This window comes from Zoogloea sp. (assembly GCF_041908905.1).
Lineage (GTDB): Bacteria > Pseudomonadota > Gammaproteobacteria > Burkholderiales > Rhodocyclaceae > Zoogloea.
This window is the reverse complement of record NZ_JAYREK010000019.1, coordinates 1-22,066: the sequence shown is the minus strand read 5'-3', so window position 1 is coordinate 22,066 and position 22,066 is coordinate 1. Positions and strand designations below refer to the sequence as shown.

Here is a 22,066-nt window from a genome sequence, read left to right as displayed (position 1 = left end):
GCCGCGTCAGCCCCCCCGCAGCCATTTGCGGCTGCTCTGGGTTTCGAGCAGATCCTGGGCGCTGGCGAGGCCCTGGTGGCGGGCGCGGGTGAGGGCGACCTGGTGGAGCTGGGCCACCGCGTAGGCTTCGAGGAGGGCGTCGCGGGGGGCGAGGCGGTCGATGCCGAAGGCGCTGAGCCAGGCGTCCATGCGAGCCTGGCCGCCGATCCGCTCAGGGTAGAGGCTGGGGAGCAGCACCATCAGGTCGAGCCATTCCAGCGCCGGCTGGCTGCCGAGGTGCTGGTCGAAGGCGCGGGCGAGGGTGCCCTGGTTGAAGGGAGCGTTGAAGACGACCACCGGGGCCCGGGCGATGAAGCGCAGCAGGCCGACCAGGGCGTCGGCCGGCTGCTCGCCGAGCCGCGCGTGCCAGGCGTCGCCCGGGTGGATCAGGCCGCGGTTGATGGCCACCGCGCCCACCGCCAGCAGGCGCTGGCCGGCGCCGTCGGCGGGGCCGGTCTCGGTGTTGACCACCACGTAGCGGGTCTCGTAGTGGGAGCGGGTGAGATCGGGTGCCGGCAGGCCGGCGACGAGGTCGAGGCCGGCCTGCTGCTCGGGGCTGAGGCCCGGGCCGCCGCCGGGCAGGAATCGGGAGAGCCAGTTCATGAGATTTGGTAGTCGAGCTTGAGGCGGAGCTGGATCTTGCGGGCCTGCCGGAAGGCCTCTTTAAGGATGCGCCGGTCGAGCTCGTTGAGGTTGTCGGGCTTGACCCGGTTGTCGCCGGGGGCGCCGTGGTCGGTGTCGAGGTGCTGGTGGCGCAGGCGCAGCAGCTGGATGAAGTGGAAGCCGTCGGCCATCGCGGCGAGCTCTTCGGCCGGCATGCCGATGCGCGAGCCGCCCTGGCGCAGGCGCTGAACGGTGCTGGTGGCCTCGACGCCGGTGCGCAGCGCGAGCACGCGGGCGGCATCCACGAACAGGCGGGCGCCGAACTTTTTGAGGTCGATGGTGCCGGGGTGCTTGGGGTCGTCGTCGGTGACGAAGTCGCGGATCTTGCCCAGAGGCGGCGCCACGTCGAGGGCGTTGGTGGCCATCGCCTTCAGGAAGGCCGGGTTGCCGCCGGTGAGGGCGAGCAGCCAGTGGCGCAGCTGGTGCGCGACCTTCTCGTCGCCGTAGAGCACCCGGAAGTCGAAGAAGATGGTGGCGTTGAGCAGGGCCTCGGGGTGGGGCTCGCGGATCCAGGAGCTGAACTTCTCGCGCCATTCGTCGACGGTGAGGCACAGCTCGGGGTTGCTGGCCATGATGTTGCCCTCGCACAGCGGGAAGCCGCAGGCGGCGAGGTCGTTGTTGACGTCCCTGGCGAACTCCAGGAGGCGCAGCTTGAGGGGCTCCTTGTCGGCCCACTCGGGCAGCACGTAGATGATGCCGTTATCCTGGTCGGTGGACAGGGTCTGCTCGTGGCGGCCCTCGGAGCCGAAGGCGAGCCAGGCGTATTCGATGCCGTAGAGGTCGTGGCGGTCGAGGTTGAGCTCGAGGATGCGGCGGGTGAGGGCGTCGTTGAGGGCCGAGATGAACTGGGTGAGCTGCTCGGCGCCGATGCCCTGGGCAAGCAGGTTGAGGGCCAGCTGGCGGATGTCGCGGCTGGCACGCTGGAGGGCCTCGATGTCGGCGGCGCTCTCGATGCCGGAGCGGATCTGGCGCAGGCCGATGCGCTGCAGCGCGAACAGGTCGCGCTCGGATACCACCCCCTTCAGCCGGTCTTCGGAATCGACCACCAGGATGTGGCGCACGCCGTGGGTGGCCATCTCGAGGGCGGCGTCGTAGGCGGTGGCGCTGCCGCTGAGGGTGTGGGGCGGGGTGGTCATGACCTCGGCGATGGGGCGGGCGAGGTCGTAGCCGGTGAGCACGATGCGCTTGAGGATGTCGCTCTGGGTGAGCACGCCGACGGGCTTGCCGTCGTCGTCGGCGACGGCCATGCAGCCGACGCTGGCCTCGGCCATCTTCTCGAGGGCGGCACGGGTGGCCAGGGTGGGGCTCACGTACACCGGCGCCTTCTTGACGAGGTTGGCCAGCGAGGTGGTCATCGTCTGCTGCTCGGTGGCGCGCTGGGCGAACTGCACCTGCAGTTGCTCCCGCGACTGGCTCATCAGGCTGGCGATGTAGCGGGTGCAGAAGATCTGGAAGCTCGGGCTGAGCTCCTGAAGGCGCAGGAAGTCGGCGGCGGGCAGCTGGAAGCAGTAGGTGTCCTCGACCGCCACGTGGCTGTTGGTGGAGGGCCGGCCGGCCGAGATCGCGCCGATCGGGAAGCCCTCGCCGGGTCCGAGGGTGAGGGTGGAATACTCGGTGACCGACACCGCGCCGGCCTGGCGGGCCTGCACCTTGCCCCGGTAAACAATATAGAAGAAGCGCGGCGGGCCGTCTTCGGGCACCAGGATTTCCGATTCGGCCGGGTAGAAGCCTGTGGACATCCGCTCGCCCAGGAAACGCAGGGCTTCGGGCTCCATCCGGTCGAACGGGGCGTGGCGGCGCAGGAAGTCGAGGTGGGTGCGGATCAGGGTGTCGGAGGCGGTGGTGTCCATGGGCGGCACGGGGCAGCGGGCAAAACCCCGAATCTACTCCGAAGGTGCCCTAATGTCATGATCTTGCGCAATAAAACCCGCTTTTTCGGGGGGTGTGGCGGGGGCTTTGCAAACTTTGCCACGGTCGCCGCGGGGGCGCCGGCTCGGCTACAATCGGGCGCCCTTCATTGCCAGGATCCGCCATGACCGAGGCCCTGCTGCCCACCGTCGAAGTCCTCACCGGGCCCGCCCCGACCCACGCCGTGATCTGGCTGCACGGGCTGGGGGCCGATGGCCACGATTTCGAGCCGGTGGTGGACGAGTTCGACGCGGCCCGCCTGCCGCCGACCCGCTTCGTCTTTCCCCACGCGCCCAAGCGGGCGGTGACGATCAACGGCGGTTATGTGATGCGGGCCTGGTTCGACATCTATTCGCGCAACTACGGCAACCGCGCCGAGGACGGCGAGGGCACCGACGCTTCGGCGGCCCAGGTGGAGGCTCTCATCACCCGCGAGAACGCCCGCGGCATCCCCGACGAGCGCATCGTGCTGGCGGGCTTCTCCCAGGGCGGTTCGATCGCCCTGCACACCGGGCTGCGCCACCCGCGCCGGCTGGCGGGGATCATGGCCCTGTCCACCTTCATGCCGCTGGTCGAGCGCTTCGCCGGCGAGGCCCACGCGGCCAACCGGGACGTGCCGATCTTCATGGCCCACGGCCAGGGTGATTCGGTGATCCCCCATGCGTTCGCGCAGCAGTCGGCCGAGCTGCTGCGGGCCGCCGGCTATCCGCTGGAGTGGCGCAGCTACCCGATGGAGCACTCCTTGTGCCTGCCGGAAGTGCGTGACATCGAGGACTGGCTGGCCAGGGTGCTGGCGGCCTGAGCCGGCCCGCTCGGGTTTCAGGCGGTGCCGGGGCGGCGCTTCAGCAGGTTGTTGCCGATGAAGCTCAGCACCGTCTCGCCGCGCTGGTTCTCGGCCTGGTAGCGCAACCGGGCGATGCCGCGGTCGGGCTTGGATTTGGAGGGGCGCACCTCCAGCACCTCGACGACGCTCCGCAGGGTGTCGCCGGGGCGCACCGGGGCCAGCCAGCGCAGCTCGTCGAGGCCCGGCGAGCCGATGCTCGACTCGGCAAAGATGCCGCTCTGGATGAACAGCCGGAAGCACACCGCGATCGACTGGAAGCCGCTGGCGATCAGCCCGCCATAGGGCGACTCGGCCGCCGCGTTGGCGTCGAGGTGGAAGGGCTGCGGGTCGTAGCGGAAGGCGAAGTCGATGATCTCGGCCTCGGTGAGGGTCAGGCCGCCGCTCACGAAGCGGTCGCCGGGCTTGAGGTCGTCGAGGTATCGGGTGTCCATGGGGTGTCTCCTCGGTTTGGAATCGGGCTGAGGCCGGGATGTTAGCCGATCCGCCGGCCGGCGCCTGAATGGGGTGGTCGGGCGGCTCTTCTTGATGCCTGGCCGACAGCTTTAATGGCACCGCGCCGTTTGCTGCCCTGGCGACCCGGGCCCGGCAGGAGGCGGAGCGGCGTCACCTTCCCGAAGGCCCCGGCGGAGCGGGCCGGAGAGCCGCGGATCGCCGAGATCCGGCGCGCCTGGCGCGAGCGCTGAGACGTCGCCCGCCGCCGCTCAGGGGCGAGGCTGGGCGACGAGCACCGCCTCGCACACCTTCAGCCAGGCCCGGGCGGCGTGGGACATGTAGCGCTCGGCGGACCACACCAGCGCCACGTCCCACGCGAAGGCCGGGTCGGCGAGGGGGCGCACGGCCAGCTCCGGCCCCAGGTTGAGCCGCGCCAGCAGCGGCGCCGGCATCAGCGTGCTGCCCAGGCCGGCGGCGGCCATCGCCACCAGAAAATCCCACTGGCCGCTGCGGGCGGCGATGCGCGGCGCGAAGTGGGCGTCGCCGAAGGCCTCGCGGATCCGCCGGGTCAGCGAGAAGTCGTCCTCCAGCAGGATCAGCGCCTCGTCGCGCAGGGCCGCCAGGCTCACCGGGCCCGGGCCCTGCGCCCAGGCGGCGTGGCGCGGGCCGATCACCAGCAGCGGGTAGCGGCCGAAGCTGCGGGTGGCGAGGCCGAGGCCCGGGGCGACCGGGAGCAGGGTGGCGCCCACTTCGAGCTCGCCGTTCGCCACCCGCTGTTCGATCAGCTGCCCGCCGGCTTCCTGGAGGGTCAGGCGGATGCCCGGGTGGCGCTCCCGGAAGTGCTTCACCACCGGCGGGAAGAGCTGATTCACCATCGGCGGCATGCCCACCGTCAGCTCGCCGCGGGCGAGTTCGGTGAGGTCGGCCACCTCGCGGCTCAGCCGGCGCACCCCGTCGAGGGTCTCCTGGCCGCGCTCGAAAACCACCCGGCCCACGTCGGTGAGGCGCAGCTGGCGCCCGTCGCGGATCAGCAGCGGCTGGCCGATCTCGTCCTCGAGCTGGCGGACCATCTTGCTCACCGTCGACTGGGTGACGTGGAGCGCGTCGGCCGCCTGGGTGAAGCTGTTGTGGCGGACGGTCTCGATGAAATAACGGAGGGCGCGCAGGTCCATGGGTTTGCATGAAAAAAACGACTTGATGGTAGTAGTTTAAGTCATGAAGCGCATCTTTCGTCGCGCCTATACTCGCGCCGATGCGCCCGCGGAGGCGCGCCACGCACAACAGAGGAACGGAGAAAAAGCATGCCCATGGATCGTATTCGCCTGCCCCGCCTGCGGGACCGCATCATGTCGCCGGAGGCCGCCGCCGAGCTGTTCGCCGACGGGATGACCGTCGGGATGAGCGGCTTCACGCGGGCCGGCGACTGCAAGGCGGTGCCCTTCGCGCTGGCCGAGCGGGCCGCCCGGGAGCCGCTGTCGATCACCCTGATGACCGGTGCGTCGCTGGGCAACGACATCGACAAGGTGCTGACCGAGGCCAACGTGATCCGCCGCCGCATCCCGTTCCAGTCGGACCCGACCCTGCGCCGCAAGATCAACGCCGGCGAGGTGATGTTCATCGACCAGCACCTCTCGGAGACCGTCGAGCAGCTGCGCGCCGGCCAGATCGCGCCGGTGGACATCGCGGTGGTCGAGGCCACGGCGATCACCGAGAACGGCGGCATCGTGCCGACCACCTCGGTGGGCAACTCGGCGAGCTTCGCGGTGCTGGCCAAGAAGATCATCGTCGAGATCAACCTGACGATGCCCGAGGGCCTCGAGGGCCTGCACGACATCTACATCCCCACCTACCGGCCGCACCGCCTGCCGATCCCGCTGATCTCGCCGGACCAGCGCATCGGCCTACCCTTCATCCCCGTCGACCCGGAGAAGATCGTCGCGATCGTGGTCACCCAGAAGGCCGACAGCCCGTCCAACGTGCTGCCGCCGGACGCCGAGACGCGGGCCATCGCCGGCCACCTCAATGAATTCCTGGCCCACGAGGTGAAGGCCGGGCGCCTGTCGCCGGCGCTGCAGCCGCTGCAGGCGGGCATCGGCACCATCGCCAACGCGGTGCTCCACGGCATGCTGGATTCGCCCTTCCACGACCTGCGGATGTACTCGGAAGTGCTGCAGGACAGCACCATCGAGCTGATCGATGCCGGCCGCCTGAGCTTCGCGTCGGCCTCGTCGATCACCCTGTCGAAGGACACCTACGAGCGCGTGCTGGGCGACATCGAGCGCTACAAGCGGAGCCTGGTGCTGCGCCCCCAGGAAATCAGCAACCACCCGGAGGTGATCCGCCGGCTGGGCCTGATCACCATCAACACCGCGCTGGAGGTGGACATCTACGGCAACGTGAACTCCACCCACGTGGGCGGCACCCACATGATGAACGGCATCGGCGGCTCGGGGGATTTCGCCCGCAACGCCCACCTGTCGGTGTTCGTCACCAAGGCCGCGGCCAAGGGCGGGGCGATCTCGAGCGTGGTGCCGATGGTCTCCCACGTGGACCACACCGAGCACGACACCGACATCTTCGTGACCGAGCACGGCCTCGCCGACCTGCGCGGGCTGGCCCCGCGGGAGCGGGCGCGGCAGGTCATCTACAACTGCTCCGAGCCGGTGTATCGCGACATGCTGTGGGATTACTTCCAGCGCGCCAGCCGTCGCGGCGGCCACACGCCGCACCTGCTGCAGGAGGCCTTTGCGTGGCACCTGCGCTTCGAACGCACCGGCTCGATGCTGGAGCATCAGCCGGACGAGGCGCCGGCCCAGGCCGTGCCGGCCTGAGCCCCGAACCGGAGCGCGCCCAGGCCGCGCTCCCGTCCGCCCCGGTGTCGACAGCGCCCTTCGAGCCGGAGCGGGTTTCAAGCCTGGTCCCTGCCGGGCAAGCCGCCGCGTTACACGGGTAACCCCCCGGGTAAGCGGCGCCCGCCGCAGGCCCGGACCCGCACCATCGGCAGGCCGTCTTCCATGTGGCCGATCACCCCCGCCTCCAAAAAACCGCCCTGGCGGAAGACCTCCAGCACGTGGGGCACCGACGCCTTGTCGCAGGCTACCAGCAGGCCGCCGCTGGTCTGGGCGTCGGCCATCACGCTGCGCTGCCATTCCTCCACGCCTTCCTCGAAGCTCACCGACGGCCCGTAGCTGGCCAGGTTGCGGCCGATCGCGCCAGGGCCGATGCCCTGTTTGGCGAAGCCGACCGCGGCCGGCATCACCGGCAGCAGCGACGCCGACACGTTGGCGGCCAGGCCGGCGCCGCGGCACACCTCGAGCAGGTGGCCGAGCAGGCCGAAGCCGGTGACGTCGGTGAGGGCATGCACGCCGGGCAGCGCCGCCAGCGCCGGCCCGACCTTGTTGAGGCGGGTCGTGGCGGCGATCATCTGGGCGTAGCCTTCGTCGCCCAGCACGCCCTTCTTCATGGCCGAGCCGAGGATGCCTACGCCCAGCGGCTTGCCGAGGATCAGCACGTCGCCGCGCCGGGCGTCGCGGTTGCGCTTGATCACGTCCGGGTGGGCGAGGCCGAGGGCCACCAGGCCGTAGATCGGCTCCGGGGAGTCGATGCTGTGGCCACCGGCCACCGGGATGCCGGCCTCCGCACACACGCTGGCGCCGCCTTCGAGGATGCGGCCGATGGCCGACACCGGCAGCTTGCCCACCGGCATGCCGACGATGGCCAGCGCCATGATCGGGGTGCCGCCCATCGCGTAGACGTCGGAGAGGGCGTTGGTGGCGGCGATGCGCCCGAAGTCGAAGGGGTCGTCGACGATGGGCATGAAGAAGTCGGTGGTGGCGATCAGGGCCTGCTGGTCGTTGAGCTTCCAGACGGCGGCGTCGTCGGAGGTCTCGGTGCCCACCAGCAGGTTGGCGAAGGGCTGGGCCGCCGGCATGTGGGCGAGCATTTCGGACAGCGCGGCGGGGGCGATTTTGCAGCCGCATCCGCCCCCGTGAGACAATTCGGTGAGTCGCAGAGGTGCTTCGGTCATCTCGGTTTTTCCTGTTCAATCAATCGGTTCAAACGTGTCTGCCCATCCCGCCCCTTTTTCTGTCGGTCTCGACCGGCTCGACGAATTCGACACCATCATCGATGTCCGCTCGCCGGCAGAGTTTGCCGAAGACCATATCCCCGGGGCGATCAACTGCCCGGTGCTCGATAACGAGGAGCGCATCCGGGTCGGAACCCTCTACAAGCAGGTGTCGCCCTTCGAGGCGCGCAAAGTGGGGGCGGCGCTGGTGTCGCGCAACATCGCGCGGCACATCGAGACGCATTTTCTCAGCAAGCCGAAGGGCTGGAAACCTCTGATTTACTGCTGGCGCGGCGGCCAGCGCAGCGGCTCGATGACGGTGGTGCTCGGCCAGATCGGCTGGCAGGCACGGCGGCTCGACGGCGGCTACAAGGCGTTCCGCCAGCGGGTGCTCGACGAGCTCGAAGCGCTGCCCGAGGCGCTGCGTTTCAACATCCTGTGCGGGCCCACCGGCAGCGCCAAGACGGCCCTGCTCGATGCCCTCGCGGCGGAGGGCGCCCAGGTGCTCGACCTCGAGGGCCTGGCCTGCCACCGCGGCTCGGTGCTGGGCGGCGCGCCCGACGGCGTCCAGCCGGGCCAGAAGGCCTTCGAGACGCGGCTGTGGGCGGCCCTGCGCGGCTTCGACCCGGCGCGTCCGGTGTGGGCCGAGTCCGAGAGCCGGCGCGTCGGGCGGCTGCATGTGCCGGGGGGGCTCTTCGAGCGCCTGCGCGACGGCGACTGCACCCTTGTCCAGGCGCCGCTGGCGGCGCGGGTGGAGCACCTGCTCGAGCGCTACACCGACCTCATCGCCGATCCGGCCGCCTTCAACGCCAAGCTGGAGCGCCTGGTGGGCCAGCACGGCCATGAGCGGGTGCAGGGCTGGCAGGCGATGGTGGCCGCCGGCGCGTGGCGCCAGCTGGCAGAGGAACTGGTGAGCCAGCACTACGACCCGGCCTACCGGCGCGGCGGGGAGGGCTTGTATCGCCGCCTGGGGGACGCCCGCGCGCTGCCCCTCGCGACGCTGGATGCGGCCAGCCTGGCCGTGGCCGCGCGGGCGCTGGCCGCACCGGTGGGGTAATCGCGCCGGGGCCGCGCCGGGTTGGCGATGGCCCGGCTTGTCCCGGCGCCGGCCCGGGGTGATGGCCGGGCTGGGGCGGCGGCCTTACAGCACCTCGGCCGCGTGGTCGGCGAGGCGCGAGCGCTCGCCCCGCTGCAGGGTGATGTGGCCCGAGTGGGGCCAGCCCTTGAAGCGGTCGACAACATAGGTGAGGCCCGACGAGCCCTCGGTGAGGTAGGGCGTGTCGATCTGCGCGATGTTGCCCAGGCACACCACCTTGGTGCCGGGGCCGGCGCGGGTGATCAGGGTCTTCATCTGCTTGGGCGTGAGGTTCTGGGCCTCGTCGATGATCAGGAACTTGTTGATGAAGGTGCGCCCGCGCATGAAGTTGAGCGACTTCACCTTGATGCGGCTGCGGATCAGGTCGCGGGTGGCGGCGCGGCCCCATTCGCCGCCTTCGCCGGTGCTGCCGTTGAGCACGTCGAGGTTGTCCTCGAGGGCGCCCATCCAGGGGGCCATCTTTTCTTCCTCGGTGCCCGGCAGGAAGCCGATGTCCTCGCCCACCGGCACGGTGACGCGGGTCATGATGATCTCGGAGTAGCGCTTGGTCTCGAGCACCTGGGTCAGGCTGGCGGCCAGCGTGAGCAGGGTCTTGCCGGTGCCGGCCTGGCCGAGCAGGGTGACGAAGTCGATCTCCGGGTTCATCAGCAGGTTGAGGGCGAAGTTCTGCTCCCGGTTGCGGGCGGTGATGCCCCACACGTTGTTCTTGGTGTGGGAGTAGTCGATGAGGGTCTCGAGGGTGACGCTGCGCCCGGCCTTCTCCTTGACCCACGCCAGCAGCGGCTGCTCGCCGTTCTGGAAGACGAACTCGTTGATCAGCAGGTCGGCGGTGCCGGGGCCCTTGAGCTTGTAGTAGGTGCGGCCTTCCTGCTTCCAGGACTCCATGTCCTTGCCGTTGGCCTCCCAGAAGGCGCTGTCGATCTCCTGGGTGCCGGTGTACAGCAGGTCGGTGTCCTCGAGCACCTTGTCGTTGTAGTAGTCCTGCGCGGCGAGGCCCAGCGCGCGGGCCTTGATGCGCATGTTGATGTCCTTGGTGACGAGGATCACCTGGCGCTTGCGCTCGAACTTCTCGAAGAGATGCATCACCACCGCGAGGATCTGGTTGTCGCCCTTCACGGTGGGCAGCGCGGCGGGGAGCTTGATGTCGATCAGCTCGGTCTGCAGGAACAGCCGCCCGCTGGCCAGCTCCGACGATGGACCGACGAGGCTGATGCCGGCCTCGATGCCCTCGGGGCAGGCGTTGACGATCTCATCGAGGGTGCGGCTCGCCTGGCGGGCGTTGCGGGCGACTTCCGACATGCCCTTCTTGTTGGAGTCGAGCTCTTCGAGGGTCATCATCGGCACGAAGATGTCGTGCTCCTCGAAGCGGAACAGGCTGGTGGGGTCGTGCATCAGCACGTTGGTGTCGAGGACGAACAGCTTGGTGGCGGGGAGCTTGGACTTCGCGGTGCGTCGGGTGGCCATGATGGTCTCGCTGCTGTCGGGGGAAGGGGGCTTGCCGTACGGTTTCAGAGGCTCTGCACGTAGTCCAGCACTTCCTGGGCGTGGCCGGGCACCTTCACGCCGCGCCACTCGCGCCGCAGCACACCGTCGGCGTCGATGACGAAGGTGCTGCGCTCGATGCCCCGCACCTGCTTGCCGTACATGTTTTTGAGCTTCATCACGCCGTAGAGGTTGCAGGCGGTCTCGTCCGGGTCTGACACCAGGCTGAACGGCAGGGCCTGCTTGGCACAGAAGTTTTCGTGGGACTTGATGCTGTCGCGGGAGATGCCCAGCACCACCGCGCCGGCGGCGATGAAGGCGTCGTGGAGGTCGCGGAAGTTCTGGCTCTCGGTGGTGCAGCCGGGGGTGCTGTCCTTCGGGTAGAAATACAGCACCACCTTCTTGCCGCGCAGGGACGACAGGCTGAAGGCGGGGTTGCCGGTGGCGGGAAGGGTGAAGTCGGGTGCGGCCTGGTCGAGCATGGTCTCTCCGTGGGTTGGGGTTGTACCCCGGGAGCCTAACCGCACGCCGCCGGGCTGGCAATCGGGCCCGCGCCCGGCGGCCGGCGTTCAGGCCGGGTCGAAGACCAGCGCGGCGGCCACGTTGCGGTGCTCGGCCACCAGGATGTTGTAGGTGCGGCAGGCGGAGCCGAGGTCCATCACCTCGAGACCGATGCCGGCCTCGACCAGGGCGCGCATCAGCCGCGGCTGGGGGAAGCGCTGGCGCATCCCGGTGCCGAGGATCAGGATCTCGCAGCCCAGGCCCGCCAGGCGGGCGAAGGCGGCTTCGTCGAGGCTGTCGAAACCGCCGGTGTGCCAGTCGGCGTCGATGCGCTCGGGCATCACGACGAGGGGGCTTTCGTAGCGGGTCTCGCCGACCTGCACGTGATGGGCGTCGTAGCGGGTGATGGTGTTGTATTGGGCGCTCTTGTCGAGGTGGAGTTTCATCGTGGCGGCTCTCGGGGGCTGGCGGTTGGGAGGCTCGCCCGGGCCGGCGGCTGATTTGCCCGGCTCGGGTGGCTTGGGTAACATTATAGCTTTGCGCCGTCGTGGGTCCGCCCGCGCGCGCCGGAAGCCATGACTCGCCACGCCAGACCGCGTGCCCCCTCGAAGCCCGTGTCGCCCACGCCGGCACCCAACCGCCAGGAAACGGAAACCACCGTGCAACCCATCCGCAAGTCCGACAAGCTCGCCAACGTCTGTTACGACATCCGTGGCCCCGTGCTGCAGAAGGCGAAGCAGATGGAGGACGAGGGCCACAAGATCATCAAGCTGAACATCGGCAACCTCGCCCCGTTCGGCTTCGACGCGCCGGAAGAAATCCAGCTCGACATGATCCGCAACCTGCCCAACGCCGCCGGCTATTCGGATTCCAAGGGTATCTTCTCGGCCCGCAAGGCGATCATGCACTACACCCAGCAGAAGCAGATCAAGGGTGTGACGCTGGAAGACATCTACGTGGGCAACGGTGTCTCCGAGCTGATCGTGATGTCGATGAACGCGCTGCTCAACACCGGCGACGAGGTGCTGGTGCCGGCCCCCGACTACCCGCTGTGGACCGCCGCTGTGAGCCTCTCGGGCGGCACGCCGCGCCACTACATCTGCGACGAGGCCAATGACTGGCAGCCCGACCTCGACGACATCCGCGCCAGGATCACCCCGCACACCCGCGCGATCGTCATCATCAACCCCAACAACCCCACCGGCGCGGTGTACCCCGACGAGACCCTCAAGGCCATCGTCGCCATCGCCCGTGAGCACGGCCTGATCATCTACGCCGACGAGGTCTACGACAAGGTGCTCTACGACGGCGTCACGCACACCTCGATCGCCTCGCTGTCCGAGGACGTGCTGACCCTCACCTTCAACGGCCTCTCCAAGAACTACCGCTCCTGCGGCTACCGCGCCGGCTGGCTGGTGGTGTCGGGCGACAAGCGGCCGGCGGCCGACTACATCGAGGGTCTCAACATGCTGGCCTCGATGCGCCTGTGCGCCAACGTGCCCGGCCAGTTCGCGATCCAGACCGCCCTCGGCGGCTACCAGAGCATCGACGACCTCGTCGCCCCCGGCGGCCGCATGTGCCGCCAGCGCGACCTGGCCCACGAGCTGATCACCGCGATCCCCGGCGTCACCTGCGTCAAGCCCAAGGCCACGCTCTACATGTTCCCGCGCCTCGACCCGGAGATGTATCCCATCACCGACGACCAGCAGTTCATCGCCGAGCTCCTCGAGGCCGAGCGCGTGCTGCTGGTCCAGGGCACCGGCTTCAACTGGCCCAACCCCGACCACTTCCGGCTGGTCTTCCTGCCCCACGAGGATGACCTGCGCGACGCCATCGCGCGCATCGCCCGCTTCCTGGCCGGCTACCGCAAGCGTCACGGGCGCTGAAACGGTAGGCGCGCACGACGAGTCCGCTCCCGTCCGCGCCGCCCGACCGCTCTTGTTTCCACCCCCTTACTCCTTACTCCTGACCGCACAATGAAACCCATCAATGTTGGCCTCCTGGGCATCGGCACCGTCGGCGGTGGCACCTTCACCGTCCTCAAGCGCAACGAAGAAGAAATCACCCGCCGCGCCGGCCGGCCGATCCGCATCACCACGGTGGCCGACAAGAACCTTGAGCTGGCGAAGAGCGTTGCCGGCGAGGGCGTGAAGCTCACCGACGACGCCTTCTCGGTCGTCACCGACCCCGAGATCGATATCGTCGTCGAGCTCATCGGCGGCTACGGCGTGGCCCGCGAGCTGGTGCTGAAGGCCATCGAGAACGGCAAGCACGTGGTTACCGCCAACAAGGCGCTGCTTGCCGTGCACGGCAACGAGATCTTCGCCGCCGCCCAGAAGAAGGGCGTGATGGTCGCCTTCGAGGCCGCCGTCGCGGGTGGCATCCCCATCATCAAGGCGCTGCGCGAGGGCCTGTCGGCCAACCGCATCCAGTGGCTGGCCGGCATCATCAACGGCACCACCAACTTCATCCTGTCCGAGATGCGCGACAAGGGCCTCCCCTTCGCCGAGGTGCTCAAGGAAGCCCAGGCCCTCGGCTACGCCGAAGCCGACCCCACCTTCGACATCGAAGGCGTCGACGCCGCCCACAAGGCCACCCTGATGGCCTCCATCGCCTTCGGCGTGCCGGTGCAGTTCGACAAGGCCTACGTGGAAGGCATCACCAAGCTCGAAGCCGCCGACATCAAGTACGCCGAGCAGCTGGGCTACCGCATCAAACTGTTGGGCATCGCCCGCCGCCGCGAGCAGGGCATCGAGCTGCGCGTGCACCCCACGCTGATCCCCGAGAAGCGCCTGATCGCCAACGTCGAAGGCGCGATGAACGCCGTGCTGGTGCAGGGCGACGCCGTCGGCGCCACCCTCTACTACGGCAAGGGCGCCGGCGCCGAGCCGACCGCCAGCGCCGTGATCGCCGACCTGGTCGACGTCACCCGCCTGCACACCGCCGACCCCGAGCACCGCGTGCCGCACCTGGCCTTCCAGCCGGACCAGATCACCGAGCTGCCCGTGCTGCCCATCGACGAGGTCGAGACCAGCTACTACCTGCGCCTGCACGTGGAAGACAAGCCCGGCGTGCTCGCCGACGTCACCCGCATCCTGGCCGACCAGTCGATCTCCATCGACGCCATGCTGCAGCGCGAGCCCGAAGAGGGCGAGGCCCAGACCGACATCATCATCCTGACCCACCTCACCATCGAGAAGAACATGAACGCGGCGATCGCCAAGATCGAAAGCCTCGACGCGGTGACCGGCAAAGTGGTGCGCCTGCGGCTCGAGAACCTCTGATCGTGCTGTTCGAGCCGGGGCTCGTCCCCGGCGACAAGGAGTCGCCATGGCACTTACCCCGGCTACCCGAGCCAAACTGAAAGCACTCTACACAGCGTTGGCAGATCGGGTTCTGGAGCCCACCGACCCGGTCTACCTGAGGGATCTCAACAGCAAGGCCGATTTCGGCGGTGACCCGGTCGAAGAACTGGCGACGGAGATCGATTGGCAGGAGGGTGGTGGTGTCTGCTTGTTTACCGGGCAGCGGGGCACCGGAAAGAGCACCGAACTCAAGCGCCTTCAGGCCACACTGGAAGAACTCGGGATCGTCGCGTTTTACGCCGATATGTCCGAGTACCTGCTTCTCACCAAGGAAGTCGAGATCAGCGATTTTCTGGTGACGATCGCCGGTGCGTTGTCCGAGCAGCTCTCCCGGCGATACGGCGCGACGCCGGGGGGTCGGAGCTACTGGGAGCGTTTCACGGCATTTCTCAGCCAGGATGTCCAGCTGACCGAGATCAAGATCGGCGCGTCCGGGTTCGACATCAAGGCCGCGCTCAAGGCCGATCCCGATTTCAAGAAGCTCGTTCAGCAGAAGTCCCGCGGTTACACGGCGCAGATCGTCGCCAGCGCCCACGATTTCATTGCTGAGGCGGTTGCCTGGGTGCGGGAGCGTGAGAACGATCCCGACAAGAAAGTCGTGCTGATCGTCGATTCGGTCGAGCGGATTCGCGGCGTCGGCAGTGACGCGATGAGCGTTTACGAGAGCGTGCGCAATCTGTTCTTTGCCCATGCCGACAGTCTGCGCATTCCGCTGCTGCATGTCGTATTCACGGTGCCTCCCTATCTGCCTATCCTGGCCGCCGGAACGGGCGCAATGCTCGGCGGGGCCGCGACGCGCCGGCTGGTGAGTGTCCACGTTTTCAAGGACCGTAGCCGGGAGCCGGACCCGGCGGGGCTGCAGTGCCTGCACCAGGTGGTTGCGGTGCGCTACCCCGACTGGCACGAGATTTTCCAGATCGAGGCGCTCGATGCCCTGGCGGTCAGCTCGGGTGGCGATCTGAGAGAGTTTTTCCGACTGATCCGGATGACCCTGCCGTCCGTCCGGGACGACGCCCAGCTGCCGCTCGGCGTGGAGGGCGTTCGCCCGGCCCTGAACGCGGCGCGGAACGAGATGCTGCCCATCCCCGCCGATCACCTGCGTTGGCTCAAGCGTATCTCCGAAACCCACGACACCTGCCTGAGAGCCGATAGCGAGCTGCCCATCCTGGCCCACTTCCTCGACAACCGGCTCGTCCTCAACTATCGAAACGGCAAGGACTGGTACGACATTCACCCGCTCCTGCGCGAGGTGGTCGATGCCTATCGCGAAGATGGTCGGCAGCCCTGACGACGCTGGGTTCGAAGACACTGCGGTCCGGCTGCTGCGCCATCTGGAGTGGCAGGATGGTTTCTCGCTGGTTTTCCTGTTTGCCGATGAAGGCGGGGCCGAGCGGCTGCGTCTGTGGCTGAATCAGCGGCTGGATTTTGCCGGTCGTCCGCTGCAGCGCGTCGAGCCCGCCGAGTTTCCCGGTGAGGCACCGGATTTCGTCACGCGCCTGCTCAGGCTTGGCCAGGATCTGCCGCCCGAACTGCCGGTCTGGGTCGAGGCCTATACCCACCCGGGCGATGCCGGATGGGACGCCGCCCGACGCCTTTTCCTGGCGCGGATCAACGAACGCCGCTTTCTGCTGGAGCGCGATTTTCTACGGCCGCTGATCCTGCTGCTGCCGCGGAGCTTCCGTGCCGAGGCTGCCGCCATCGCCCCCGACATCTGGCATATCCGGGCCTTCAGCGACACCCTTGCGGCGCCCTTTGCATCGTCCTTTGCATCGCCCATGCACGAACCCACGGCGCCGCTCGCCCCGTCACCCATGCCGCCCGATGCCGCAGCCCTGAGTGCCGAGGCCGAGTGGGCACGCTTGCGCTCCCACCAGGCGGGCAAGGTCAATCTGGCTGTCGGCTGGCGCGCCACTCGCTTGATGGAGCAGGCCGGCGCCCTGTATGAAGCCAGTCAGACGGCCCAGGAAGTGCTGGCGCTTGCTCGCTCCCGTTGCCTGGCCGCGCCCGAGGAGGCGCAGGCCCTGCGCGACCTGTTGATCTCCCTCGACGATGTGGGGCGCATCGCCCGGGCCCGGGGCGCGTGGGACGAGGCGGAGCAGGCCTACCGGGAGAGCCTGGCGGTGAGCCGTCAACTGCTGGCGCGGCTGGGGGATACGCCGGAGGCGCTGCGCGACCTGTCGGTTTCCCTGAACAACGTCGGGGGCATCGCCCGGGCCCGGGGCATGTGGGACGAGGCGGAGCAGGCCTACCGGGAGAGCCTGGCGCTGAGCCGTCAGTTGCTGTCGCGGCTGGGGGACACGCCGGAGGCGCTGCGCGACCTGTCGGTTTCCCTGAACAACGTCGGGGGCGTCGCTCGGGCCCGGGGCGCGTGGGACGAGGCGGAGCAGGCCTACCGGGAGAGCCTGGCGGTGCGCCGTCAACTGCTGTCGCGGCTGGGGGACACGCCGGAGGCGCTGCGCGACCTGTCGGTCTCCCTGAGCAGCGTCGGGCGCGTCGCCCGGGCTCGGGGCGCGTGGGACGAGGCGGAGCAGGCCTACCGGGAGAGCCTGGCGGTGAGCCGTCAGTTGCTGGCGCGGCTGGGGGACACGCCGGTGGCCCTTCGCGATCTGTCGATCTCCCTCGACAACGTCGGGCGCGTCGCCCGGGCTCGGGGCGCGTGGGACGAGGCGGAGCAGGCCTACCGGGAGAGCCTGGCGGTGCGCCGTCAACTGCTGGCGCGGCTGGGGGATACGCCGGAGGCGCTGCGCGATCTGTCGGTCTCCCTCGATAACGTGGGAGGCGTTGCCCAGGCTCGGGGCGCATGGGACGAGGCGGAGCAGGCCTATCGGGAGAGCCTGGCGGTGTGCCGTCAACTGCTGGCGCGGCTGGGGGACACGCCGGAGGCGCTGCGCGACCTGTCGGTTTCCCTGAACAACGTCGGGGGCATCGCCCGGGCCCGGGGCGCGTGGGACGAGGCTGAGCAGGCCTACCGGGAGAGCCTGGCGCTGGCGCGCCGGGTGCTGAGCGCAAGCCCAAACCGGCAAGGCGCACGCGAGGATGTGGCCGTGCCCTTGTCGCTCCTCGGCCTGGTGAGGCTGCGGCAGGGCGATGCGGAGGTGCTGCGGCAGGCGATCGACATGTACGCCGAGCTGACGCGGGATTTTCCGGAGGAGACATCCTACCGCCAGAGGCGGGAGGCGCTGGAGAGCGCCCTGGCCGCTGGGGCGGAGGCGGAACCTGGCAAAGCCGATCCAGATCAAGGAAAGCCCCCGCCACGGCCGGCACACTGACGATACCCGACAAATTCAGTCGGCTTTATCGAACTTCAGGAGCTCCTCAGCATGCAAACCATCCACGTCTGCAACCACACCACGCCCGAAGCCATCTACCCCTTCGACGCCCGCGGCATCGCCAAGCGGTTTCGCCACGCGGCGATCTTCGGTGCGCTGGATGCGCTGATGCCGGGCGAGACCATGCGCTTCTGCAACGACCACGATCCGCTGCCGCTCCTCGGCCAGCTCCAGCAGCGCTACGGCGAGAAGGTGACGATCACCTACCAGCAGCGCGAGCCGGGCGCCATCGTCATCGATTTCGCCAAGGTGGCCTGAACCGCGCCGACGGGGGAGGGCGGCCGCCCTCCCCCTCAGGCGCCATCGCCCCGGATGTGCCCGAGGGCTTCATGGTGGAACAACACCGCATTGAGTCCCGCCGCGCCGAGCATGCCGACCAGGCCGCCCTGCGCGTCCACGATGGGCAGCGCGGCCTGACTTCCCTGGCCGAGCACCTCGGCGGCGACCGCGATGCCGTCGTCGCGGCGTGCCAGCCGCAGCCCGTGTGCCGGCGTCTGCATGATCTCGCCGACCCTCCGGGGTGTCCGCGACCGGCGGCCGGGCCGGGGGCGCAGCAGGCGCCGGACGCGCTCGCCCAGGCGCAGGCCCCGGTCCGCCTCGACGTGGTGCAGGAAGTCCTCCAGGCCCAGCAGCCCGACCACCTTCCCGTCCTGGTTCACCACCGGCAGCGCCGGCCGGGCGTGGCGGCGCATCAGCCTCCAGGCCGTGTCGAGGTCGGTGTCGGCCGCGAGGCTCGCCGCCACCGGTTCCATCACTTCCCCGCAGGTGAGCAGCACATGGCGCCGGAAGGCGTGGTGGGCGGCGCGTCGGAAGAGCTGCGACAGGTCGTCCGCGCTGATGTCCAGGTAGGCGTCGATCTCGGCGAGGGCGGCGGCCAGATCGGGCTCCTGCACGCCCACCGGGCTCTGCCGCACCCGCTGCGGGGTGGCGGGCGTCGGGGGCGAGCACAGCGGGTAGCGCCGCCCGGGGATGAGGTTGTTCACCGCCATCGCGGCGATCAGGATCGCCACCGTGTTCCAGCCCACCGCCGCCAGGCTGATGCCGGGTGCCACGCCCTCGCCGGCGGCGACCGCCATCACCAGGGCCATCGCGCCGCCCGGCGGGTGGATGCAGCGCAGCCAGCCCATGATCCAGATCGAGATGGCCACCGCCAGCGCCGGCGCCAGCCAGCCGGCCGGCAGCCAGTTGCCGCAGGCGAGGCCGATCAAAGCCGGCAGCAGCAGCCCGCCGATGACCGACCAGGGCTGGGCGAGGGGGCTGTGGGGCAGCGTGAACACGATCACCGAGGTGGCCCCGAGCGGAGCCAGCAGCCGGTGGGCCTGGGGCGACACCGGCACGACGAAGAGCACGCCCTCGAAGATCAGTACGCCCAGCAGCGCGGCGGTGGCACTGCGCCAGCGTTCTGCGGGGGAGAGGGGCGCCGCGTCGGCGAGGAGATAACGCCGGGCAAAACGGGTCAGAATAGTCATGGCGCGATCTTGGCGACGCGAGCTCTTCCCCTTCCTTGATTCACGCAAAGCCCACATCAAAATCCCACTGTCCATGATCCTCATCTACCTCGGCTGTACCGCGATTGCTGCCTTCGCCCTGGCGCTCGTCCTCGGTTTCATGGGCGCCGCGCCGGCTGCCGTGGCCCACGCGGCCTTCGCCATCGGCGCGTTGCCGCTGATCTTCGCGGCGATGAGCCACTTCGTGCCGGTGCTTACCCGCAGCGGCGGGGCCGAGCCGGGCATCCACCGCCTGCCCCTGGTGCTGCAGGCGGCGGGCGTGGCGGTGGTGGCGGTGCTTGCCGGGTGGGCGCCGGGCTGGGCGCTGCATGGGGCGCTGGTGGCCGGGCTTGCGGCGAGCGGGGTCTTGATGAGCTGGGCCATCCGCCGCGGGCGGGCCAGCCTCGGCAAGCCCCATCCGGGCCTCGCCTGGTATCTGGCGGCCCTCGGCTGCCTGGCGCTGGCCCTGGCGGCGATCCTCGCCGGCCTGCTGTGGCCGGCAGCCTACGGCGCGCTGCGCCTCGTGCATCTGCACCTCAACACCCTGGGCTTCATCGGCCTCACCGCCCTCGGCACCCTGCACGTGCTGATGCCGACCGTGCTCGGCAAGCCCGACCCCCGGGCGGCGCTGCGCCTGCGCCGGCAGCTGCCCTGGGCCCTCGGCGGGGTGGCCTGCGCCGCGCTGGCGGGGCTGGTGCCCTGGCTGACAGCACTGGGCGCGGGGCTGTTCGGCGGGGTGGTCGTCCATACCCTGTGGGGCTGGTGGCGCGGCTGGGGCCCGGCGGCGCTGTTCGGCGACGGCGCCGCGGCCTCCCTGTTCGGCGCCGGGCTGGGCCTGCTGATGGTGGTGCTGGCGGGCCTCGCCCATGGGCTCGGGTGGCTGCCGGGGCGGCCGGCGGTGGCCGGCTTCTTCGTGCTCTTCCTGCTGCCGCTGGTCAGCGGGGCGCTGGCCCAGCTGTTGCCGGTGTGGCGCTTTCCCGGCCCGATGAGCCCGGCGCGGGCGGCCATGCGGGCGCGGCTGGTGCGCTTCGGGGCGCTGCGGGCAGGGCTCTTCCTGCTGGGCGGCGGGCTGATGATGGCGGGTTTCGAGGCGGCGCCGGCGCTGCCGGCGGCGGGGGTGCGGTGGTTCGGGGTGGCGCTGGTGCGGGCCCGCGCCCCGGCGGGGGGCGGGCGGGCCTGAAGGGCGCCGGGCTGTGCTATCTTCTTGGGTTTTCGTTTTCAACTCGGCGAGAACCATGCGCTACATCTCCACCCGCGGCCAGTCTGCCCCCCAATCCTTCTGTGACATCCTGCTTGGTGGCCTGGCGCCCGATGGCGGCCTCTACCTGCCGGAGACCTATCCGCAGGTCAGCCGCGCCGACCTCGATGCCTGGCGCACGCTCTCCTACGCCGAGCTGGCCTTCGCGATCCTGTCGCGCTTCATCGACGACATCCCCGCCGCCGACCTCAAGGCCATCTGCGACAAGACCTACACCGCCGAGGTGTATGGCTACGTGCGCGACGGCGCCAAGGCCGCCGACATCACCCCGGTGCATTGGCTGGAGCCGGGCAAGCTGGGCCTGCTGGAGCTCTCCAACGGCCCGACGCTCGCCTTCAAGGACATGGCGATGCAGCTGCTGGGCAACCTGTTCGAGTACGTGCTCGACAAGCGCGGCGAGCAGATCAACATCCTCGGCGCCACCTCCGGCGACACCGGCTCGGCGGCGGAGTACGCGATGCGCGGCAAGCACGGCGTGAGGGTGTTCATGCTGTCGCCCCACGGCCGCATGAGCGCCTTCCAGCGCGCCCAGATGTATTCGCTGCAGGACGCCAACATCTACAACATTGCCGTGCGTGGCATGTTCGACGACGCCCAGGACGTGGTGAAGGCGGTCTCCAACGATCACGCCTACAAGGCCAAATACAAGATCGGTGCGGTCAATTCGATCAACTGGGCCCGCGTCGCGGCGCAGATCGTCTATTACTTCAAGGGCTACTTCGCCGCCACCGAGAGCAACGACCAGCAGGTCGCCTTCGTGGTGCCGTCGGGCAACTTCGGCAATATCTGCGCCGGCCACATCGCCCGCATGATGGGCCTGCCGGTGGCCAAGCTGATCCTCGCCACCAACGAGAACGACGTGCTCGACGAGTTCTTCCGCACCGGCGTCTATCGCCCCCGCAACACCGCCGAGACCCACGCCACTTCCAGCCCGTCGATGGACATCTCGAAGGCTTCCAACTTCGAGCGCTTCGTGTTCGACCTGGTCGGCCGCGACGGCAACAAGGTGCGCGAACTGTGGAGCAAGGTGGATGCCGGCGGTGCCTTCGACCTGTCCGCCACCCCGGAATTCGCCGCCATCGGCCAGTACGGCTTTGCCTCCGGCAGCAGCAATCACGCCGCCCGCCTGGCAACCATCCGTCTGGCCGACGAAAAATACGCCACCGTGATCGACACCCACACCGCCGACGGCCTCAAGGTGGCCCTCGAACTGCGCGACCCGGCGGTGCCGACCCTGGTGCTCGAGACCGCCCAGCCGGCCAAGTTCGAGGAGACCATCGTCGAAGCCCTCGGCCGCAAGCCGGCCCGCCCGGCCGGCCTCGAGAACATCGAGGCGCTGTCCCAGCGCGTCGAGGTGATGGACGCCGACGCCGAGGCCATCAAGGCGCTGATCGCCCGCACCGTGAACGCCGGCTGAGCTGCTTTCCCGGCTGTCGTTCCCATGCAAAAGCCCCGCGGTTGCGGGGCTTTTCAGACTGCTGACAAAGCCCCAAGCCCCCACCCGTCGGGGGCTTGGTTTTTTTATAATCTCGGCATGCTCAAGCCTGCCGCCGCCACCGCTCAGACCGAACTGGAGATGGTGACGCTGGACCAACT

The 22,066-nt window shown here is 69.3% G+C and carries 19 protein-coding genes; 10 read left to right on the top strand and 9 right to left on the bottom strand.

Going from position 1 to position 22,066, the window contains the following annotated elements; translation table 11 throughout:
• Positions 1 to 6: 6 nt before the first annotated feature.
• Positions 7 to 642, bottom strand: a complete 636-nt coding sequence (locus ACE3OU_RS11540) for a 3'-5' exonuclease (protein ID WP_374241712.1) — start codon at positions 640 to 642, stop codon at positions 7 to 9.
• Positions 639 to 2,552, bottom strand: a complete 1,914-nt coding sequence (locus ACE3OU_RS11535) for a DUF294 nucleotidyltransferase-like domain-containing protein (protein WP_374241711.1) — start codon at positions 2,550 to 2,552, stop codon at positions 639 to 641. Before ACE3OU_RS11535 ends, ACE3OU_RS11540 begins: the two co-directional genes overlap by 4 nt.
• Before the next feature lie 182 nt (positions 2,553 to 2,734).
• On the opposite strand from ACE3OU_RS11535, the gene ACE3OU_RS11530 reads away from it, so the two are divergent.
• Positions 2,735 to 3,412 carry an alpha/beta hydrolase gene (locus ACE3OU_RS11530; protein ID WP_374241710.1) on the top strand — a complete coding sequence of 226 codons (678 nt, stop codon included), beginning with the start codon at positions 2,735 to 2,737 and terminating at the stop codon, positions 3,410 to 3,412.
• Between the two features lie 17 nt (positions 3,413 to 3,429).
• Here ACE3OU_RS11530 and ACE3OU_RS11525 read toward each other — a convergent pair whose 3' ends face one another.
• Both ACE3OU_RS11525 and ACE3OU_RS11520 read right to left on the bottom strand, forming a co-directional pair.
• Positions 3,430 to 3,885, bottom strand: coding sequence for a MaoC family dehydratase (locus tag ACE3OU_RS11525; protein WP_374241709.1), 456 nt, complete (start codon positions 3,883 to 3,885; stop codon positions 3,430 to 3,432).
• 270 nt (positions 3,886 to 4,155) lie between these two features.
• Positions 4,156 to 5,058: a LysR family transcriptional regulator gene (locus ACE3OU_RS11520; protein ID WP_374241708.1), complete on the bottom strand. Its 903-nt coding sequence runs from the start codon at positions 5,056 to 5,058 to the stop codon at positions 4,156 to 4,158.
• 129 nt (positions 5,059 to 5,187) lie between these two features.
• Here ACE3OU_RS11520 and ACE3OU_RS11515 point away from each other — a divergent pair, with 129 nt between their 5' ends.
• Positions 5,188 to 6,717 (top strand): acetyl-CoA hydrolase/transferase family protein, encoded by a 1,530-nt coding sequence (locus tag ACE3OU_RS11515; RefSeq protein WP_374241707.1) that lies wholly within the window; start codon positions 5,188 to 5,190, stop codon positions 6,715 to 6,717.
• A 110-nt stretch (positions 6,718 to 6,827) separates the two neighbouring features.
• Here ACE3OU_RS11515 and selD read toward each other — a convergent pair whose 3' ends face one another.
• Positions 6,828 to 7,913, bottom strand: a complete 1,086-nt coding sequence (selD, locus tag ACE3OU_RS11510) for a selenide, water dikinase SelD (RefSeq protein WP_374241706.1) — start codon at positions 7,911 to 7,913, stop codon at positions 6,828 to 6,830.
• A gap of 34 nt (positions 7,914 to 7,947) precedes the next feature.
• On the opposite strand from selD, the gene mnmH reads away from it, so the two are divergent.
• Positions 7,948 to 9,009 carry a tRNA 2-selenouridine(34) synthase MnmH gene (mnmH, locus tag ACE3OU_RS11505; RefSeq protein WP_374241705.1) on the top strand — a complete coding sequence of 354 codons (1,062 nt, stop codon included), beginning with the start codon at positions 7,948 to 7,950 and terminating at the stop codon, positions 9,007 to 9,009.
• An 84-nt stretch (positions 9,010 to 9,093) separates the two neighbouring features.
• Here mnmH and ACE3OU_RS11500 read toward each other — a convergent pair whose 3' ends face one another.
• From ACE3OU_RS11500 to ACE3OU_RS11490, 3 genes are all read right to left on the bottom strand, one after another.
• The gene (locus ACE3OU_RS11500; protein ID WP_374241704.1) at positions 9,094 to 10,512 is read right to left on the bottom strand and encodes a PhoH family protein; all 1,419 of its coding nucleotides are present in this window, start codon (positions 10,510 to 10,512) and stop codon (positions 9,094 to 9,096) included.
• 44 nt (positions 10,513 to 10,556) lie between these two features.
• Positions 10,557 to 11,012, bottom strand: a complete 456-nt coding sequence (locus tag ACE3OU_RS11495; protein WP_374241703.1) for a peroxiredoxin — start codon at positions 11,010 to 11,012, stop codon at positions 10,557 to 10,559.
• An 87-nt stretch (positions 11,013 to 11,099) separates the two neighbouring features.
• Entirely contained in the window at positions 11,100 to 11,477 is a 378-nt protein-coding gene (locus ACE3OU_RS11490) for an Mth938-like domain-containing protein (protein WP_374241702.1), read from the bottom strand.
• Positions 11,478 to 11,690: 213 nt separating this feature from the next.
• Here ACE3OU_RS11490 and ACE3OU_RS11485 point away from each other — a divergent pair, with 213 nt between their 5' ends.
• From ACE3OU_RS11485 to ACE3OU_RS11465, 5 genes are all read left to right on the top strand, one after another.
• Positions 11,691 to 12,917 carry a pyridoxal phosphate-dependent aminotransferase gene (locus ACE3OU_RS11485; protein WP_374241701.1) on the top strand — a complete coding sequence of 409 codons (1,227 nt, stop codon included), beginning with the start codon at positions 11,691 to 11,693 and terminating at the stop codon, positions 12,915 to 12,917.
• 90 nt (positions 12,918 to 13,007) lie between these two features.
• Positions 13,008 to 14,315, top strand: coding sequence for a homoserine dehydrogenase (locus tag ACE3OU_RS11480; protein ID WP_374241700.1), 1,308 nt, complete (start codon positions 13,008 to 13,010; stop codon positions 14,313 to 14,315).
• Positions 14,316 to 14,361: 46 nt separating this feature from the next.
• A complete protein-coding gene (locus tag ACE3OU_RS11475) occupies positions 14,362 to 15,684 on the top strand; it encodes a hypothetical protein (RefSeq protein WP_374241699.1) in 1,323 nt (440 codons plus the stop codon).
• Positions 15,653 to 17,665: a tetratricopeptide repeat protein gene (locus ACE3OU_RS11470; RefSeq protein ID WP_374241698.1), complete on the top strand. Its 2,013-nt coding sequence runs from the start codon at positions 15,653 to 15,655 to the stop codon at positions 17,663 to 17,665. The genes ACE3OU_RS11475 and ACE3OU_RS11470 overlap by 32 nt, the downstream gene beginning before the upstream one ends.
• A gap of 51 nt (positions 17,666 to 17,716) precedes the next feature.
• Positions 17,717 to 17,983, top strand: coding sequence for a DUF2249 domain-containing protein (locus ACE3OU_RS11465; protein ID WP_374241697.1), 267 nt, complete (start codon positions 17,717 to 17,719; stop codon positions 17,981 to 17,983).
• Positions 17,984 to 18,018: 35 nt separating this feature from the next.
• Here ACE3OU_RS11465 and ACE3OU_RS11460 read toward each other — a convergent pair whose 3' ends face one another.
• Entirely contained in the window at positions 18,019 to 19,194 is a 1,176-nt protein-coding gene (locus ACE3OU_RS11460) for an HPP family protein (RefSeq protein ID WP_374241696.1), read from the bottom strand.
• A 73-nt stretch (positions 19,195 to 19,267) separates the two neighbouring features.
• On the opposite strand from ACE3OU_RS11460, the gene ACE3OU_RS11455 reads away from it, so the two are divergent.
• Positions 19,268 to 20,392 (top strand): hypothetical protein, encoded by a 1,125-nt coding sequence (locus ACE3OU_RS11455; protein ID WP_374241695.1) that lies wholly within the window; start codon positions 19,268 to 19,270, stop codon positions 20,390 to 20,392.
• Positions 20,393 to 20,447: 55 nt separating this feature from the next.
• Positions 20,448 to 21,887 (top strand): threonine synthase, encoded by a 1,440-nt coding sequence (gene thrC / locus ACE3OU_RS11450; protein ID WP_374241694.1) that lies wholly within the window; start codon positions 20,448 to 20,450, stop codon positions 21,885 to 21,887.
• Positions 21,888 to 22,066 lie beyond the last annotated feature (179 nt).